The following is a 19,184-nucleotide window of genomic DNA, read 5'->3' as shown; positions in this document are numbered from 1 at the left end:
GGCAAAGCTAAAAAAATCGGGCTTAGCTTCTCAGCAGCTCGTTGTACTTTCTGGCGTTATTTGGATCAACTTCCAGCAGCAACTTGACGGCAGCATCCCTGATTTCGAAGGGTGCACTCTTAAGAATCTCCGAGATCTCGTCGGACTTGGCATCTACAAAAGATATGGTGAATATGCCGTTCGGCTGCAATTTGTTGGCTTCAGCCACCAGGCGAATCGCGTCCAAAATATTTTGATAGGCCCTTTCAGGGTCGACCTGTACCAAATCCATTCCTTGTCTGTGATAAAGGTAGTAGGCATCTCTGATGGAGGAATAGATCGTAGAAACATAGATGTCATTGATCAGCCAATAGCGGCTTCTTCTATCTGACTGACTTTGAACCCAACCAGCTCGTCCGGATTGCTGGGCGTTGTTGACGATATCGTTCGCAACCGCAAAAAACTCATTGCCACCCCGACTGGCAAACGAATCGTAGTCGAGCCCTAAAGCGATATGGGCATAAAAGGCTAACAAAGAACTGATGTTATTTAAAAACGTAAAGCGGTTAAACTCCAGTGGCTGTGATTCGATGTATTCGAAAGTCCAGTTTCTGTCGGCATAGTTGAAAATCAGCGACTCATAATTGGTCCCATAGACGGGCCTCACCACCTGAATCTGCACGGTCGCGTTGTACACGCCGACTTGGGGCACCTCGTTGATCGTAACCAAGAGATTTCCCTTTATGCGTTCCTCGGGTCGAAATTCGTCATTTGTCCAAGACCGCCCATTGAGAAACTGCTCGAAGCTGGTCTTCATCTGGCCGAAAATGTCTGTATTCTGAATTCTGGACCGATCGCTATTGATAGTCACCGTGAAATTCAACTCCTGAGCTTGTACAGCCTGGGTAAAAATGAAGAGTATAACCAGTAGCCTGAATCCTGTCATAAGCCTAAAGTAGAGAAAATTCCAAAGCTCAGATCCAAACCGGAGCGTTTTTGATTTCATCCAAAATCAGCTCGGCAATGTCAGACTTGAGCGCAAGACCTGAATCGGTCATCCTGCCATCCCGATGAATTATTTTCACCCGATTGGTATCATGCTGAAAGCCCGCACCGGCTTCCTTTGCCGAATTCAAAACGATCAAATCGAAGTTTTTCTTGTCCAGTTTACCTTTTGCATAAAACTCTTCTTTCTCAGTTTCCAATGCAAAACCGACGTGTACTTGCCCTGGCCTTTTAGCTTTGCCCAGCTCTAGGGCAATGTCCACGTTTTTCTTCAACGCAATAGACATCTGAGAATCGTCCTTTTTAAGCTTCTCCGTCGCTACTTCGGCGGGTGCATAGTCGGCAACTGCCGCCGCAAAGACACAAAAATCCATCTGCGCGTGAAGTTTTTGAGCGGATTGGTACATCTCAGCTGCGGATTTCACTTTTTTTAAATGGAAATCTCCGGAATTGATCGGGAGTGTGACTGGTCCAGCAACTAAAAACACCTCCGCTCCCCTTGCTTTAAATGCATTAGCAATAGCGAGCCCCATCTTTCCACTCGACTGATTGCTGATATACCGCACTGGGTCAATTGCTTCTTGGGTAGGACCCAGCGTTATCATTATTTTTTTGTCTAAAAAGTCGTTGTTCTGAGTGAAAAAGTTTTCAACATGTGCTAAAATATGCTCCGGCTCCACCATTCGACCTTGCCCAGAAAGCCCACTGGCGAGCTCTCCGCTTTCAGCATCCAGGAGAATATTTCCAAAGGATTTGACTTTGTTGAGGTTTGCACGGACAGCGGAATGCTGATACATATCCAGATCCATGGCTGGCGCCAGCATCACGGGACAGCGCGCGGACAGATAGGTGGCAGAAAGGAGATTGTCACAGAGCCCGTTTGCAAATTTCGCCAAGGTATTGGCACTCAATGGGGCTACAATAAAAAGATCAGCCCAAATTCCCAGCTCCACGTGATTGTTCCACTCTCCCGTTTTCTTGTCGGAGAAATCGGAAAAAACAGGACGCTTGGAAAGCGTGGCTAAAGTCAAAGGGGTAATAAAATCAAGAGCTGAAGTGCTCATAATAATTTGCACTTCAGCTCCAGACTTAATGAGTAAGCGAGTCAACTGGGCAGACTTGTACGCAGCAATGCTGCCGGTCACTCCAAGTAGAATCCGTTTACCTTGAAGGTTCATCGAAATTATTCCGCTACCTCCTGCTCAGGGAATCTGAAATAAACTTTGTCTTCCATAAATTCCTCCATCGCCATAGTAGATGGCTTTGGCATGCGCTCGTAAAACTTGGAGATTTCGATCTGCTCCTTGTTTTCAAACACTTCTTCCAAATTGTCTACCGTAGAAGCAAACTCAGAAAGTTTGTTGTTCAATTCTTCCTTAAGATTGGTAGAGATCTGCTTTGCACGCTGTCCTACAATATGAAGGGATTCATAGATATTGCCGGTTTTGTCGGCAACTTTGTCGAGATCACGTGTAATGATGGATGGATTGATAGCCATTCTATATTTGGTTTTGAATTTTCTGATTTATTTATCCTCGTCGTTAGACTTTGCTTCTGCAGCTACTTTTGCTTCTGCAGCAGCCAATCTGTCGGCATTTTCTTTTTTGATTTTAAGGTGTGAATCCAACTCTTTTTTGGCATCAACCTCAAACTCTTTGACATCACCCGTATATTGACTGCTCGGGTACTTTCGATAGAACGTACTTGCAAATCCAATAGCTGAGTTCAGGCGCTCTTCTTTCTTGGCAAAAGTTGAGTTTTTAGCATACCCATAGCCAACCTCTACGAGCTTATAGGCCAGTTCTTCGTTATGGACGCTTTCCGGGTAGTCTTTCGCAAAATTCTGAAAATTGATAATACAAGCGCGATAGAAGTCACCAGGAAAAAGGCCGTCTTTCAACCTATAGTACATCTCTGCCTCGCTGAAGGCCTTTTGCTCAAATCTCTTTTCCAGATCTGTGAGCATTTCCATCGCCCGCTCATAGCTGGCGGAAGCTGGAAATCTAGTCACGAACTGCTGGATCGCAGCTACTGCTTCCCGGCTACTTTGCTGATCCAGATTGTAATCGGGCGCATCTAGGTAGAGCGAGTAAGCATTCATGAACAGCGCTTCCTCTGCCAACGGGCTCCTATTGTAAGTCCGATAGAAGGTACTGAAATACCCTGCAGACTCGATGTAGCGCTTGGTTTTGAAATGGCAGTTTGCATAGTTATACTCCGCAAGCTCCGCCTTTTCCGAACCCTTGATTACCGGAAGGACTTTTTCGTAAAGGATGATGGCCTTTCCATATTCTCCTTCCTGGTAATATTTGTTTGCTCCGTTGTACAGCTCCTCCCAGTTGGTGCTTTTTTCCAGTTTGGAAAACGGCCCGCAAGAGGCGATCAGAAATACTAGGAAAAGGAAAAGAAGGGATTTTAACTGCATACTCATTTTCAAGACCGCAAATATACGGGTAAATTGTTCGTATTCAAATGCCTGAATTCAACAGGGAAGTTTACTTCTTGACTTGTAGCTTCTTGGTCACTACGTTCTTATTGTCAATGAATAGGGTGTAGAAATAGACTCCTGGTTGGAAATCCGTCACGTTGATGACCAAGGAGTTTCGGGTTGGATCTAGTTCATATTCAGCGATCGGGTTACCTATAAAGCTGTTTATGGTGATTTTAGCTTTTGCCTTATCGTTGACCAACTCATAGTCCAATTGGGCTATCCTGTTGCTCGGATTGGGATAGATCTCGCTTAGGGTAATATCCTTGTGAAGAAAGTCCGTACTCGTACCAGAGGCAACTTCATACCGTGCTTCAACGACGAAAGTCTCCCGGATATTTTCTGCGTTCACAAAAAACAAGTCGAAACTCCCTCTCGTCTCAGCAATGCCCATATCAAACTCCAAATACAAATCAGTGAAAATCTCTCCAGGGGCGAGCTTCAATGCGATTTTCGCCAAATCCCTTTTGGAATCAAAACATTGATCGTTTAGACAAATCTTGACTTTTTGGGACGAACCGATGCTCCCTCTGATATTTTTCAGAAAATAGCTCTTGGTCTGATTGGACTCATTTTGGAGGATGACTGTCTTGCGTTGGGAAGAACCAATGTCTCCGGAAAACTCGACAGACTCACTCAGCACATGCACCTGCTGCGCACCAGCCAATATGGGCGCAAAAAGCAACAGCCATGTCAAAAATCTGAATAAGGACTTCATGTAAAATTTTAATCAATAGCCGTAATAAAGTGTTTCAAAGGAATATAATATACGGACAAAAATACTTTTTTGATTCCCGACACAATAAAAAAACGGGTTAATTGTTGTTAAGCTTCCGAAAAATCAAAACCTCTCAAAGTTCAAGCTTCGCTGATTTAAGGTCCGATGCCTTTTTTTCAGCGCCAGGTGCCGTTTTTCCAAGTTTTTCCTGGATTTGTTCCTCGGTCGGCATCTCCAATTTGACATCTGGATCGTTGAAAAGGTTAGTCGCATCCAGATCGATTTCCACCGGTTTTCTCCAAGAATCTATCACTGCGCGATCAGGTTTCTCATCGATCCTCCAGGCAAATCCCTCCAAACTGCCGGATTTTTCATCGATCATCTGCACCGGAATAAATCGCCCGTCCGGCCTGATTCCAAAGTTGGCTTTTTGAATCACTCCATCCTGAAATGTCAATTTAATATTTGCACTCAGGATTCGATTAACTCCCTGCTTGAGCGTATCAGCCTCGAGTGCATAGTAAAGAGATTCGCCGTTCCCATCTATGTCAAGCGTTTCGATTTGCCCTTCCTTGAAATAGGCCGTCATCGTGCGACCCTTCATCTGATTGAAATTAAGTAGCGTGTCAGACATGATTGCAAAGGCTTTGTCCTTCATAAAGACCCGATCCAATTGCTCATTGGCGATGAATATGACCATCGAGTCGGCAACTATCTGACTTTTTTGATCCCACATCACGGGATCTTGAAATAGGCGGATGGATGAATCAGAATAGTTGTAAACCAGCGAATCAGCAATCCCCGCAAGGGAGGTTTTGGTCAGTTTGATAGAACGGAAGGCAAGCAGATATTTGGCAGTGTCGGCTTCGCTGTCATGGGAAATCAGCGTGTCAGCGGCCATAAAAAGCGTATCTACTTCAAAATACTTCCGAACCAGGGCATTTCCATGTACCATGCTGTACTTGCGATCTTCCCAATACTTTCCATTGTCTCCGAAGATCTCTACCTGCCGCTCCTTGTTCAGCACCCGCACATCTTCTTTCCCTTCGTAAAAGGACTGGGCTTCGTCGTAGAAAAGTTCCTGAGCCTTGACCCTACTCTGATCGGTCTCCACTATCCCATCAAAAAAACGGAACTGCTTCTGTTGAGTATCATAAAAACTCCCCGTTTGAGCATCCAGCCTATACCCTTCCTTGGATACGATATTCGTCAGCCCCTTGGTCTCCGAAGTCTTGGGCACGGTGAGGTAGATCAGGTGATTGGTTTTCATTGTATAGTCCGGATTGACCAAGACAACGTCCTGACGAAAGGTAATTTTCTCCACGTTCACCTCGTAAATCCCCCGCTCGCTGCTAAGCACGTTCGTAGAGTCGACTACTTTCCCGTTGTTAAAATAGGTCGCAACGTTGGTCTCCCGGTTGTAATCGAGGTAGTCGGTGTGAAGCGTAGTTTCTTGATTGGTGAACACGACGTTCCTCCGCAGCTTGGCTACTTTGGTATTGCCATCGTACTCCGCATAGGAGCTTGTCGTAGTGATCGGATCCTCAGTATCCTGAATCCGGACATTGCCAAACAGCCTCGCACGGTTTTCCTCCCTGTAAAAATGTGCCGAATCGCAAAAAATCAGTGAAGTCTGATGCTTCATTTCCACATCCCCCAGAAAACGCTCAAATCCTTTGCCTCCCCGCAACAGACCGGCATTGTTGATCTCAAGCGTGGAGGATTGCTGCGCAAAGCTTTCTCCAAAAAATGAAATGAAAAGCAAAAAGAAAACTGACGTGTGGAAAAGACGGATGCTCATAATTACTTAGATGCGGGCAAAATTAGCAGAAAGCCGGCTAAAGCTAAATGTCGGAGGAGAATTACCTCAAATCGTATCGTTCCAAACAGCGTCATTCCTAAGACAATTCTCCTGGAAAAGTCTATTTTTGACCGATGCTTGACGCTTTTCAATTCCAATCCCAGACACTTTTCGATCCCAAATCGACCTATCTCCTGGCGTGTAGCGGCGGCATGGACAGTATGTGCCTAGCTACGCTCTTGATCAGATCTGGCATTTCTTTCGAAATCGCCCATGTCAATTTTCAACTCCGTGGAAAAGAAAGTGAAGGAGATCGTCAGTTTGTTCAGACTTGGTCCGAAAACCATGAAATCCCTTTTCATCTAGAACATGCCGACACCGAAGCTGTGGCAGAGGCGCAAGGCATCTCGATCCAAATGGCTGCCAGAGAAATTCGCTATCGCTTTTTTGAAAAGATCAGAGCCGATCGAAAACTCAACGGCATCATCCTGGCTCACCATCAGGACGATCAGCTCGAAACGATCTTTCTCAACCTACTCCGTGGCACCGGGATCGAGGGTATTTACGGAATGGCGGAGCAAAAAGGTTGGCTAATCCGCCCGCTGCTTCCCTTCTCAAGAGCGGAGATTGAGGCCTTCATGGCAGCAAACCAGCTCACTTGGCGTGAAGACTGCTCCAATGTCAAGGATGAATACAAACGCAACAACCTCCGAATCAATGCCCTTCCTGCGATCCTTGGTTTGGAGGCCGACGCGAGAAAAAATCTTCTGACGAGCTTTAGCCGGTTAAAAGATACCGGAAGAGCATTTAGCGGACTCTTCGATTTATGGAAAAAAGAAAACGTCCGAGAAGATTCGACCTATCAAGTCCTTCCCTATTCTGCCGTTCAAAATCAACCTGGCGCCTCCACCTTACTTTACTTCTGGCTCCGACCTTTTGGCTTCAACTCGGATCAAGCACATTCCATCGCCCACGCCTTGGATCGTCCTAAGCCCGGCACAGTATTTAAAAGCACCGGATATTTGGTACACTTTGACCGAGAGGAATTGGTTCTCTCCCCGGAGCCGGAGATTTTCGAACCCCTTTATGTTGACGACAAGGCAATTGACATCCAACTTCCCGAGGGTGACTATCAGGTGATCCGCCAAGATTGGCCTGCACAACTGGACAGAAATCCGCTGCACGCGCAATTGGATGCATCGAGACTTGAATTCCCTCTGGAGATCAGATCCTGGAGAGAAGGCGACCGATTCGTGCCCCTAGGCATGAATGCCAAGAAAAAAATATCAGATTACCTGATCGATATTAAAATGCCGTTGGCTAAAAAAAAATCCGTAAAAGTCTTAGTTTCAGGGGAAGAAATCGCCTGGGTGCTCGGCCTTAGAATTGCCGACTGGGCCAAGTGTACGCCTGCAACCCAACGCATCCTTTATTTCAAAAAACGCTGATCCATGCAGAACCCATTTTCCAAAACCTACGACGAGGATCAACTCAGAATGTTTGATTTCATGCAGGGGATCAAGTTCTTTGAGCGCCTCCGTCAAAAGGAACTTGCCAGGTTTCTTCCTGCCATGCATCGCCGCAAATACATGCGCGACGAGGTAGTCTTCTTCAGCAAGGATCCGGCACAGGCTATCTATCTGATCAAAAGTGGAAAAGTCAACTTGACCATAGACGTCAAAGACACCTTTGAGACCATCATGGAAGTGAACCGAGGGGAGGCCTTTGGGGAAAACTCACTTCTCGAAAATGCAAAACGTACCTACACAGCGCTGATCGTGTCAGACGAAGCGGAGCTAATCGTAATCCCCCACTTTGCCATTCAGGAAATTTTTGAAAGCAATCCCAAGATCAAAGCCAAGATGATGACTTCATTGGCTGAATTTTTCAACGCCAACAATCAACGGCTTTTTCGCTCCTATCGGGAATCTTTTGGATTTTTCAGTCTCCGGCAAATGTTTGAATGAGCTGCGGTTCTACCGTTTATTCAGTTTTTAAAAATCCTCTTTTCCTGCCAAACTATTCTCCGGCGGGCTTCGAATCCTAGTTGTTGTTTAATATCTTAGCGCCGCTTTTTAACGAAGTAATTCAAATAAAAACAGATAAAATCATGAGCAAAGTAACCGTAGTCGGTGCAGGAAATGTAGGTGCTACCTGCGCCGATGTATTAGCATATCGCGAAATAGCCGAAGAGATCGTACTCATCGACATTAAAGAAGGCGTGGCCGAGGGCAAAGCCCTTGACATCTGGCAAAAAGCCCCAATCAACCAATACGACAGCCGCACGGTAGGCAGCACAAATGACTATAGCAAAACAGCGAATTCTGACGTAGTCGTGATCACCTCAGGCCTTCCGCGTAAGCCGGGTATGACGCGTGACGATCTGATCGTCACCAACGCCGGCATCGTGAAGTCGGTTACAGAAAACGTGGTGAAGCATTCTCCAAATGCCATCATCATTGTGGTATCCAATCCTTTGGACGTGATGACCTATCAAGCTCACCTGACGTCTGGATTGAACAGAAACAAAGTAATCGGTATGGCTGGCATTTTGGACACGGCTCGCTACAGAGCGTTCCTTGCCGAAGAACTGAACGTATCCGGCAAAGAAATCCAGGCAATTCTTATGGGTGGACATGGTGACACTATGGTGCCGCTTCCCCGCTATACGACCGTGGCTGGTATCCCGGTGACTGAGCTTATCGACAAAGACAAGCTGGACGCAATTATCGAGCGAACCAAGTTTGGTGGTGGTGAATTGGTAAAACTCATGGGCACTTCCGCATGGTATGCTCCGGGTTCTGCTGCTGCCCAGATGGTAGAAGCAATCCTGAAAAACCAAAGAAGAGTATTCCCTGTATGTATCAAACTAGAAGGTGAATACGGCATCGACGACTGCTACCTAGGCGTACCTGTAATCCTGGGCAAAAATGGTGTGGAAAAAGTAATCGAACTTGACCTGAACGCTGAAGAAAAAGCTTTGCTGGAAACTTCCCGCGGACACGTCAAAGAGGTCATGAACGTATTGGACAACTTGTCCAACTAATCCAACCTCAAACCCATAAAGACCTAAGATTCTCTGCCCAAAAACAGAGTTTCTTAGGTCTATTTTTTATATTAAGCCGTTCGAATCACCCCTCGCAGCGCTTTGAAAATCTGGAAAAGTCTTTTGGTTCTACTCATCACTATCTTGCTCGCTTGGGCAGGTTATTGGGTTTTTCAAAACTTTTTTTCTTCCAAAAACATCAACAGTCTAGAACTCATCCGCACCGATGCGGTCTTTGTCTTCGAAACCAATCAAGCCGACCAAACCTGGAACGAACTGGTGAATCAACCCGTTTGGAACATCCTTTCTGAGCTCCCCTCTTTCTCTAAAACGGCCGATCACCTTGGCAGCCTCGACAGTCTAAGCGGCGCCGATGGGGAAATCTCGCGCACCCTACGGGGAAAACAAGTAACCATCAGCTGCCACCCCACCGGTGCCGACAGCTTTGAACTGCTTTATACGGTCAATTTTGGAGGGAGTACGCCGGTAGATTTTTTGGAAAAAATAAAAAACCAGACTCCAAAGTCTGTCCGTGTACAGACCAGACAATACAGTGACCTGGAGATTCTGGAGTTTGTCGGCACTGAAAACTCCCGGAAATGGTCGGTGACAATCCTGGGCAACGCAGTCCTTGCTTCTTCCTCCTCATTTATCATCGAAGAGGCTATCCGACTCTTCCTCAGCGAAGATCCGATCTCAATGGCATCCAAGTTAAAAAACCAGCTGCATCTGAATTCCGGCCCCGGCAAATTGATCCTTTCTTCCCAAGGAATCTCAAGACTACTCGCAGGAATCAGCACCAGGCGAGAAAATCCCATGGCAAGCGAACTTGCGCTCAAAGACTCGTTTCTGGCGATGGATCTCACTTTTGAGGACGGCCAATTGCGTTTCCAAGGTCCCTTGGTCCAGCAGGAGGAAATCAACTTCACTCCGTCAGTCCGAGCAAACTTTCCCGAAATGCAAAAGTTGATTTCAAACAGAACCCAATCACTGGCGCAGATCAACCTAGATGGAATCTTTGAGACGCAGAAGATCTACAACAGGGCCTTCACACCCAAGTCAACGATCAGTGGCGAGATCCAAACCCGGCTGACTGATCGCGGTTTTCTCGACAACCTCTCCGGTGAGCTATATTACCTGGAATTGGAAAATCTGGGCAATCAAGCGCAAAATCAGGTTTTGCTGGTACGAACCTTGGCACCTGAACAGACCTTCGCTTTCTTGAAAGAGTTCAGAAGCGGCTCAGACTCAAATCAATCTGACTTCTATCGAGATTCTGAAATCCTCTTTTTCCCAGAGGAGGATTTACCCGCTCATCTTTTCAACGGCAAATTCCCGGGGTTTGCGCAGACCCACATCAGTCTTATGGGAGAAATTCTCATCATGGCAAATTCCGCCCAGGGCATGAAAATGATACTCGACGACCTTGCAATTGGGAATACCTGGGCCAAGGCATCAGAAAATGCCATCGAACCCAAATCCATCAATCCGGCGTCTGGATATTCCAAGAACTTCTTCCTTCGCAAAATCTGGGGAAAATGGGAAGAAAACAGCAATCCGTCTTGGAGTCCATTTTTGCAACGGTATCAGGCACTTTTCCAAGCATTCCCCTACCTCAGCCTAGACATCAATCAGATCGGAGGCAAGCCGATTGCCACGCTGACGATTCCCTATCAGACGAATGAAAAGCTGCTCGTGAAAAATCAACCTGGGATGAATCTAACTCCTTCTTCCACGATCTCACTTCCGGAAAAAATCAGCTATGGCCCTAAAAGCATCCGTAATTTCAATGACAACACAGAAGATCTGATCGTCCAGGACTCCGATAACAAGCTCTATCTGATCAACGCCGCAGGCGTGGTAGTGTACTCCCAGCAGCTTTCCGGGCCGATAGTCTCTGAAGCTTTTCAGATCGACTATCTGAAAAACGAAAAACTCCAACTACTGCTCGCAACGGAGCAAAAACTCTATGCAATCGACCGCCTGGGCAATCCACTGCCGGGCTTTCCTGTCGAGGTCAACAACGAGAAAATCACCCACCTGAGTTTGGCCGACTATGATAATACCCGAGACTACCGCTACTTTCTCGCCACCCAAACTGGCAATCTTTGGCTGCTGGATCGTGACGGAAAACAACTTGAGGGTTGGAATCCAATGAAACTGGGAGAAAAATCCCTAATCCCTCCAAGTCATATCCGAGTGCCAGGCCGGGGAGATTACATGGTGGCACAGTCCGACAAAGGAAAGATCTACCTCTTCACTCGCAGGGGAGAAAAGCAAACTGGCTCGCCAATTACCCTCGGCAAAGATTTTCTCACACCGATGATGATCACGCCGGGTACGGGGGGCAATTCCCTGAAGATGTCGGCGATCTCCGAGACGGGAGAATTGATTCAGGCGAATTTTGGTGGCGAAATCACTTACCGCAATCAACTGGTCAAAGTCGACCGCGAAAACAAATTTGAACTCCTGGCCGATCCGGCTGGCAATTCAGAACTTATCCTGTCGCGGCAATACTCCAAGACGGTGGTGTTGGATGGTCAGGAAAAGGAATTGTTCACGCTTCCTTTGGCAGGCAAAGACCTTTGGTTTGGATTTTTTGACTTCGGATCTAGCCGTCAGATCTTGGCGGTGTCGGATCCAGAGCAAGGCTTTGGCTACCTCTATGATCTCAAGGGAAACATGCTCACGACCACGCCGCTGGAAAGTGACGGACCGATTCAGATCAGCCATCAACCTACCAAGAATCAATACCTCATCCGAACCTCCACGGGCAAGCGGATATTGGAGTACAAAATGCCCGATTGAAGGTGGGTGCAGCCCCAATAAATCGCCTCTTGATTTTCGCGAAAAAAAGTTGAGCTCGCTACCTGTGTAAAAGGCAATATTTCCTTAATCTAGGATTCCGCGTGTCTTGGTGGGTAAACTTGGCTCGGCTTGGCAGATTGAGTAACTTGCGAGCCTGCAAACGACCGAATCTCCCATGCTTAAAAAGCTTGTTCTACTTGTTCTATCTTTTTTTATATTCATCTTTTACACTTACCCTCAGCTGATTTCTGACCAACACGAGCTCCCTGAGCTGGAAGAAGGAGTCAACCTAAGCACCCCTTACCATACCACACTTTCCTTTTTCTACAACCTTGACCGGGAGCATTACTATCCGGATCGTGCAGCCCGCACGCTCGACCTATCCGGTACAGCCAGTAACCCTGAGGAGCTTGCTGTCATGTTGCAACAGATTTTTGAAGGAAAAGGAATTATCATCCTCACAAGTTCGATCCCGAATGACCCTAACTACGTGGATTCCACTTCCACCTCAGCTGGAAAATTCTACTTCGACAGCAACAAACTGCCGGGAATTTTTCTGGAAAAAAGAGGAAAAAACTGGAAATTCTCCCCGTTTTCCGTCGCGCTGATCGAGGACATCCATGCCGAAACCTACCCTTATGGCACGGACAAGCTCCTGAACATTTTACCAAAAATCGGAAATACAGAATACCTGGGACTTCAGCTCTGGCAATTGGTCGGACTTGGGATTCTGGTTTTTTTGACTTTTCTCGCACATTTGGTCTTCACTTTCTCAGTAGATAGGGGTCTGATTTACCTGATGAAGCGAATGGGCTATGGGTACATCGGAGAAAACTACCTGATGCCCATCGCCAAGATCACCAGCTTTTACCTGATTGTCGTAGTGCTATCGCTCTTGATGAGAGTCCTGCAGCTGCCTGCCGAGATATGGTCATGGATCGTCATCATATTTAATACACTGAAGCCCTTCCTGATTACGGTCATCTTCTACCGAATAGTGGACATCATTGCAGCCTATTTTTCCCATCTGGCCACAAAAACTTCATCGACTCTGGACGACCAATTGGTGCCCTTGATCCGAAAAACCCTCAAGGCAATGGTGATCTTGGTCGGCACACTCTTCATTCTCCGGGATGGACTTAACTTTGACATCATCCCCTTCCTCACCGGGCTGTCCATCGGTGGGGTTGCCATCGCCTTGGCTGCTCAGGACACGATCAAAAACTTCTTTGGCTCGGTCATGATCTTCATCGACAAGCCATTTCAGGTCGGGGATTGGGTCACTTCGGGAGACATCGACGGCACGGTGGAGGAAGTCGGCTTTCGATCCACACGAATCCGGACTTTCCGCAATTCGGTCATGTACGTACCCAATGGAAAAATCGCCGATTCGGTCGTCGATAATCATGGACTGAGGCAATACAGAAGGTTTTTCACCACACTCACGATCACCTACGACACGCCGCCGGAGCTGATTGACCAGTTTGTGAAAGGGTTGCGAGAGATCGTACTGGCCCATCCAGACACCAGAAAAGACTATTTCAACATCTACTTCAATAGCCTCTCGTCCTTTAGCCAGGACATCATGTTTTATATTTTCTTTGAGGTGCCAGGCTGGCCACAGGAATTGAACGCCCGCCATGAGGTGCTGCTGCAGATCGTCAAACTTGCCAACGCCTTAGGCGTGCGCTTCGCATTTCCGACTCAGACACTGCACATGGAGTCTTTTCCGGAGAAAAAAGGACTCCTTCCAACCTATCCCGACCAGAGCACCTACGAGGAAAACCTCAATAAATTCCTGGCAACTGAGTTGAAGAAAAAACCGAACTAGCGGACAATGGAAAAAAAGTTTCTGCTCACCTGAGCTTTGCCGGAGGCATCGACAGTTCTGGTCCAGAAGATAAAGAGTCCGTCCAAATCCGGAGCTTGAACTGCGGATAGCCCTGCTGAATCATCCCCCCAATACAGCACTGTCCGCCAATCCGGATATCGTTGATTTTGATCGGGAGTGGAAAATTGGCTCAGATCCATTTCGATCTTTGGCTGCAAGCCATAGTAGTCGAAAAACCGAGCACTCGGTGCCAGTGGGAAAAGTCCGAAATTGTTTTCGTAGCTGCTCCAACTCAACACCCCGTGGTAGGTACGCTGATTGAGATAAAACTCACGATTGAGTACCTCCAGACGGGTCATAAACTTTGGGTTGAAAGAAGCCAGCAGATTTGAGTCAAACACCGGCATCGCGTCTACCAGGATGAGTGGATTGGTATCAAACATCCGCTTGACCGCCTCGTCTACGAGTCTGAATTCCTTCTTCTTGTCCCGAGTGCGAACCATCACGCTGGGGACATACTCCCGCAAAACCGTCTCCACGTCGTCAAAACGGGTATAGTCATCAAGATTGTAGCTATGATCCGCTACGAAGCCGACCACCACCTCCATGGAATCACGCAGGTATTCCTCGCTGTAGTAGGTTTCGACCCGTGAGGCTTTCAGCAGCTGCTCCAGCCGAGGCAGGTCACGTTCCTCCAAACTCAACTTCGGAAAATCAAACCCGGGCCTGAAGCTAGTCTCTATCAATGGCAATACGACTTCGATTCCCGGCATCTCCGCCCCATCTTCCAACTGGATGATCAAGCGATCCCAGTGCTTCAATCCTCCCACATCTACCAACACCCGTCCGTCAGCATTCGGGATATCCGTGAATAGCGCACTTTGAGTTCCATGTACGGAGATAAAATAAGTGGCATCCTGCATTGCGTTGGGGACATTCACCTCCACGATGTGACCGAATAGCTCAGGAACTAGGTCCTTTTTCCGAAGTGACTCGTAGGCTCTGGAGGAAGAAATCTGCTCCTGCTCGGAGGTCAAATAGGGATTGGCAAGAGATATTCCCATTTGAACTTTTGCCCCGGAATTATTCGAAGAGGGAACGGTGATCTTTTGGTTTTTAGAAAAACTCCCGGCGGCTCGTGGAGGCGTTGGCCGAATGTTGCTTTCGCCCACTCCCCCAGTCGGAGGACTAGACGGATTGATGACTGTGACAAACTGCTGCGCAATACCGAGCTCCTGATCGAGGTAGGGACTAATTCGGGTATAGACTCGAAGCAGGTAATGATCCGATGGCAGGTCGTTTTTCAACTGGAAATAGTTGAAGGACTTTCCGTCTATCAGCGGCATCTTGACATACCCCATCGACTTGGAGTCTCGATTGACGAGCTCCGCATATAGCACCTGAGAGGTCGTCGGATTTTCACCCAAAAGTACAGCGGCATCTATCCAGATTTTTTCTCCAGTAAAATAGAGGGTCTTTGGCGTAGAGAAGGAGACGGATTCATTTTCCATCCCAGTCTGCTTTGCAGCAGCCTGCTCCATCGACATAACTCCAATTAACAGCAACAAGAAAATCCAAACTTTGGTCATCATCATTACTTCTCTCATCAATCTAATTTTATTACTCATCTTCCCAAAAATCAGGTTTGATAGAAGATGCATACAGCGTACAATCTGCACACCGACGCGAAGCTGGAAAGTATCCGATTACCGTGGTACCCCCCTCGGGAATATAGGCCCGGGCGGGCAGCGTGCCTCCACTTCCAAATACCCCGGCATAAGCATTCGTCATTACTACCTCCTGCCCGATGACGCAGTCGTTAAACTCAGGATCAAGGTAATTCCATGGCGACACGTCCACCAGATTGATATAAAGTCGTGTTTGCCTCACCACGCCAATGCTGACCTGCCCGACCACTGGGGTATCTCCACCATCCATGCGCAGGATATTTCCCGTGATCAGGGAAGGTAGCGGACTAAAGATCGACCCGATGTCTTCGGTGTTTTTCTTTAGAATCTCCCAAAATCGGACTGCGTCTTCTTCGATCGCCTTTTGGGAAACCAAGATGCTGTAACGTTCCATGATCCGCTCGTCACCTTTTGGGATTTCGGTGATTGTCTGGCGAAATACAACCTGCTCTTCAAACCGTGAACTGGTCTCCAATAGGATATCAGGACTCGGTTCGGTTTTGAAACAAAGCTCAATCTGCTCAGCTTCAGTTCGATCTCTCACATTCTCGATGATTGGGTCGTAGATGTAGCCCAATCGGATTCTGGGCCGATAGATCCAAGTTTCTTCAAAAGTCCAGAGAAAGTCATCTGCAGTTTCATCGCCTTGGGTGGAGATATAGATCTCGACGCCCTCTTCATCCAGTTGATACCCTGCATCGATGATCTCCGGGGTCAGGATAGGCTTCATTGGAGTCGACTGGTAGCGTTGACCATTTTGCAGGACAATCTCCAGCGTATAGGTCTGATCCTCTGAAATATCCGATTCAAAGATGTAGGTACCGCTTTCCGACTCCGGAAGTCCAATCGTCTCGCCAGACGCCGACATCAGCGTAACCAAAGCGCCAGACTCAGGCTGGAAAGCAGACTCCGAATCCACAGCAGCAGACCTGCTCAGCTTAAGTTCGCTGCGGAGTCCCTCCGAATCCAAATATCCCTCTACGACCAGGAAGCTGGATTGACTGGTCGGTACCTCTGGATCATAGGGGGTGCGGCAGGCTTGAATGACTCCGATTAAAGCGATAAAACTCCAAAAAATCTTTTTCATCAAAATCTGAAATTATAGCTGATAAATGGAATCGGCTCGGCGAAAATGGCCAACTGATACCCTTTCAATTTCCCACCTTCAGGGATGTAATAGACCGAATAGGCGTTGTCTCTACCCAGAATATTGTACACACCAATAGACCACGAGCCGTGCGCGGCTTTATGCACCTTGTGGTTTCCCTCCAGATTCACCGACAGATCCAATCGGAAATAGTCTGGAATGCGGAAGGAATTTCGATCTGCAAAATAAACCCGCTCTGCACCGCCGTATTCAAACTTCGCCACGGGCAAAGTCACAGGCCGTCCGGTGCTGTATTTTCCTGCCAAGGTTGTATTTACCCGCCGGCTCAGCTCATAGTTGAGCACAAGATTGGCGGTATGCGGCTGATCAAAATTACTGGGATACCACTCAGACCCGTTGACCTGCTCTTTGCGCTCGGCAGGATCCGTGAGCATGAGCGAGCGGCTGTAGGTGTAGGCAATTGATCCGTTGAGTTTGCCGGTCACCTTTTTGAGATAGAGTTCCAAGCCATAGGCTTTGCCTTTGGTCAGGAGCACATCCTGCTCGATGCGGTCGTTGAGCACGAGGGTCGCGCCGGATCGATAGTCCAGCAGATTTTCCATCGTGCGGTAGTAGACCTCTGCCGAAAACTCAATCGCGTTATTGCTCATGTTGCGGAAGTAGCCCAATGCATATTGAATCCCGGTCTGAGGCTTGATGAAGGAGTCGCTGAGCTTCCAGGTGTCGGTTGGCGTGATGACCGAGGAGTTGCTCAGAAGGTGGATGCTTTGCCGCATGGTATTGACCCCGGCCTTGATCGATGACCAGTTGTTTAGCGCGTACCTGCCCGATAGTCGAAACTCTGGTCCGAGGTAGGACTTGATCAGTTCCCCGTCGCCATAGGTCGTTTCCCCGATGATATTTTCAGGAAGATAGGGTTCGCCCGGTGCATATTCGGGAAGCGTCTGAGGCCCAAAGTTCCCAAACCAATTCAGTCGAATTCCCCCGCTCAGCGTCAGTTGGTCGTTTACCTCAAATTCATCACCGAAAAAGAGGGAAGCCTCCAGTCCTTTTTCTCGCGGCACATCCTCCGGGATCACAATACTCTCTGCGCCCAAAGGATCAATCTTACCCGGATTCAGGTCATAGGCAATTCCATGAAAACCGTAAGTGAAGATATGGCGATCACCTTTCTCCTGACGAAACGAAGCCTTGAGGAAGGTCTGCGAAATGTCAAAACCGTACAGATAGGAGTTCAGTGGATTGTCCTCACCCTGCACCTGAAAGTCATATTTGTCCTGACCCACCGAAAAATCAGCCTCTACCCTGTCATTAAAATAATGCGTCCAAGTCAGCGCGTAGTTGAGGTTGGAATAGCTATACACCGTGTCGGGATCAAACTGAAACTTGTCTTTACTGTAATAACCCGAGGCACGGATTTTATCTTTTTCCCCGAAGGTGTGCTGGACATTCGCATTGAAGTCCCCGAATTGCGCCCGAGACGCTCCCAAGTCTGCCCTTTCTTCCAAGTAGTCCAAAAGCCAGTCTGAGTAGGTGAGTCGTGCGCCGACGAAAAAAGTAGTATTTTCCCCGATCGGCCCGTCCAGACTCAATCGGCTGGTCATAGGCCCAATGCCTCCGGAACCGCCGATCTTGTCCAGTCCGCCGGTTTTGGGTGTCACCTGAAGGACAGAGGAAAGGCGTCCTCCATAGCTGGCCGGGATGCCGGCCTTGTACAACTCCACGCCCTGCACCATGTCTGAATTCACGGCGGAGAAAAACCCAAAGAGGTGGGAGGGATTGTACAGCGTATTTTGATCCAGCAGGATCAGATTTTGATCAGCGGCCCCACCACGTACATTGAATCCGACGCTGGCTTCTCCGGCGGTATTGACACCGGGCATGGTCAGGATTCCGCGAATGATATCCACTTCACCCATCACCGCGGGCAGCTTTCTCATCTGCTGCACCGTCAGTGATTGTACACCCATCTCAGGTCTACTCACATTGGAAAGTGCACCTGAGCGCACCACGACTTCGCTCAGCGAAAACACACCCTCGCCAATCGTAATATCGAAATTTGCATCCCCCTGAATAGCCAAAAGCCGCTGCTCGGTATAGCCTCCTATATTTTGGATCAGTAGGGTTTGATTTCCCTTGGGAAGGGTGATTTCGTATTTCCCTTCTCGGTTGGTGATCGTCTGCCGTTGACTTTCCTTCTCGTAGACGATAGCCCCGTCTATGGGCTTTTGGCTTTCCAAACTCAACACAAAGCCCGAGATTTTGGCTTCGTTGCCGGGTCCCGGCACACCGACGGTGTAACGCCGATTGCGGACAAATTCATCCTGACGCGAAGATGTAGATCCGTTGGCGGTGTTTTGTAGAAAATAATCGGCAGGAAATCGGACGATTAACTTTTCACCCCGGTTCACGAAAACTTCCTTTTCGTTAGTGATGGAAAATTTAAGATCGGTCTTGTCGAAGATGACGGTCAGCACATCATCCAACTTGTCGTCCTTTGCCTGCAGATTCACCGTCAAATCTTTGACATCGGCTTCCTTAAGATAAAATCTATAGCTCGTCTCCTGCTCTACCAGCTCCACAAAGCGGATAAAACTGGTGCCGGGGAAGAACCCTGTGATCCGATCCGACTGCTGGGCGAAGGAGGTCTGGGAGAAAAGTGCAATTAGGAGAATCGAAAAAAGGAGTATTTTTTTCCTCATTCTGTATCGT

Annotated in this window: 14 protein-coding genes; 5 read left to right on the top strand and 9 right to left on the bottom strand. The window is 47.9% G+C overall.

Annotation, left to right across the window (positions count from 1 at the left end; all coding sequences use genetic code 11):
- Nucleotides 1-22 precede the first annotated feature (22 nt).
- The 6 genes from porD to ABD031_RS04975 form a co-directional block, all read right to left on the bottom strand.
- Nucleotides 23-925 (bottom strand): type IX secretion system protein PorD, encoded by a 903-nt coding sequence (gene porD / locus ABD031_RS05000; protein ID WP_343849139.1) that lies wholly within the window; start codon nucleotides 923-925, stop codon nucleotides 23-25.
- 28 nt (nucleotides 926-953) lie between these two features.
- Nucleotides 954-2,162, bottom strand: a complete 1,209-nt coding sequence (gene coaBC / locus ABD031_RS04995) for a bifunctional phosphopantothenoylcysteine decarboxylase/phosphopantothenate--cysteine ligase CoaBC (RefSeq protein WP_343849059.1) — start codon at nucleotides 2,160-2,162, stop codon at nucleotides 954-956.
- Between the two features lie 5 nt (nucleotides 2,163-2,167).
- On the bottom strand, nucleotides 2,168-2,482 hold the full coding sequence (locus tag ABD031_RS04990; RefSeq protein WP_343849057.1) for a DNA-directed RNA polymerase subunit omega: 315 nt from the start codon (nucleotides 2,480-2,482) through the stop codon (nucleotides 2,168-2,170).
- Between the two features lie 27 nt (nucleotides 2,483-2,509).
- Nucleotides 2,510-3,415 (bottom strand): outer membrane protein assembly factor BamD, encoded by a 906-nt coding sequence (locus ABD031_RS04985; protein ID WP_343849055.1) that lies wholly within the window; start codon nucleotides 3,413-3,415, stop codon nucleotides 2,510-2,512.
- Between the two features lie 64 nt (nucleotides 3,416-3,479).
- Nucleotides 3,480-4,190, bottom strand: a complete 711-nt coding sequence (locus ABD031_RS04980; RefSeq protein WP_343849053.1) for a T9SS type A sorting domain-containing protein — start codon at nucleotides 4,188-4,190, stop codon at nucleotides 3,480-3,482.
- Between the two features lie 133 nt (nucleotides 4,191-4,323).
- Complete coding sequence (locus ABD031_RS04975) at nucleotides 4,324-5,991, bottom strand: OstA-like protein (protein WP_343849051.1); 1,668 nt, start codon at nucleotides 5,989-5,991, stop codon at nucleotides 4,324-4,326.
- A gap of 134 nt (nucleotides 5,992-6,125) precedes the next feature.
- Here ABD031_RS04975 and tilS point away from each other — a divergent pair, with 134 nt between their 5' ends.
- From tilS to ABD031_RS04950, 5 genes are all read left to right on the top strand, one after another.
- Complete coding sequence (tilS, locus tag ABD031_RS04970; protein ID WP_343849049.1) at nucleotides 6,126-7,439, top strand: tRNA lysidine(34) synthetase TilS; 1,314 nt, start codon at nucleotides 6,126-6,128, stop codon at nucleotides 7,437-7,439.
- A gap of 3 nt (nucleotides 7,440-7,442) precedes the next feature.
- Entirely contained in the window at nucleotides 7,443-7,958 is a 516-nt protein-coding gene (locus tag ABD031_RS04965; RefSeq protein WP_343849047.1) for a Crp/Fnr family transcriptional regulator, read from the top strand.
- Between the two features lie 143 nt (nucleotides 7,959-8,101).
- Nucleotides 8,102-9,037 carry a malate dehydrogenase gene (mdh, locus tag ABD031_RS04960; RefSeq protein WP_343849045.1) on the top strand — a complete coding sequence of 312 codons (936 nt, stop codon included), beginning with the start codon at nucleotides 8,102-8,104 and terminating at the stop codon, nucleotides 9,035-9,037.
- A gap of 102 nt (nucleotides 9,038-9,139) precedes the next feature.
- Complete coding sequence (locus ABD031_RS04955) at nucleotides 9,140-11,845, top strand: hypothetical protein (RefSeq protein WP_343849043.1); 2,706 nt, start codon at nucleotides 9,140-9,142, stop codon at nucleotides 11,843-11,845.
- A gap of 175 nt (nucleotides 11,846-12,020) precedes the next feature.
- The gene (locus ABD031_RS04950; RefSeq protein ID WP_343849041.1) at nucleotides 12,021-13,676 is read left to right on the top strand and encodes a mechanosensitive ion channel family protein; all 1,656 of its coding nucleotides are present in this window, start codon (nucleotides 12,021-12,023) and stop codon (nucleotides 13,674-13,676) included.
- Here ABD031_RS04950 and ABD031_RS04945 read toward each other — a convergent pair.
- Genes ABD031_RS04945 through ABD031_RS04935 form a run of 3 tightly spaced genes read right to left on the bottom strand, consistent with a single transcriptional unit; the run spans nucleotide 13,673 to nucleotide 19,174 of the window.
- Nucleotides 13,673-15,304, bottom strand: a complete 1,632-nt coding sequence (locus ABD031_RS04945) for a hypothetical protein (protein WP_343849039.1) — start codon at nucleotides 15,302-15,304, stop codon at nucleotides 13,673-13,675. The two genes, ABD031_RS04950 and ABD031_RS04945, sit on opposite strands and share 4 nt — an antisense overlap.
- Nucleotides 15,297-16,451 carry a DUF4249 domain-containing protein gene (locus ABD031_RS04940; RefSeq protein WP_343849037.1) on the bottom strand — a complete coding sequence of 385 codons (1,155 nt, stop codon included), beginning with the start codon at nucleotides 16,449-16,451 and terminating at the stop codon, nucleotides 15,297-15,299. The genes ABD031_RS04945 and ABD031_RS04940 overlap by 8 nt, the downstream gene beginning before the upstream one ends.
- Nucleotides 16,451-19,174, bottom strand: coding sequence for a TonB-dependent receptor (locus ABD031_RS04935; protein WP_343849035.1), 2,724 nt, complete (start codon nucleotides 19,172-19,174; stop codon nucleotides 16,451-16,453). Before ABD031_RS04935 ends, ABD031_RS04940 begins: the two co-directional genes overlap by 1 nt.
- Nucleotides 19,175-19,184 lie beyond the last annotated feature (10 nt).

The organism is Algoriphagus jejuensis, assembly GCF_039523455.1.
Taxonomy (GTDB): domain Bacteria; phylum Bacteroidota; class Bacteroidia; order Cytophagales; family Cyclobacteriaceae; genus Algoriphagus; species Algoriphagus jejuensis.
This window is presented reverse-complemented; position numbering and strand designations above follow the sequence as displayed.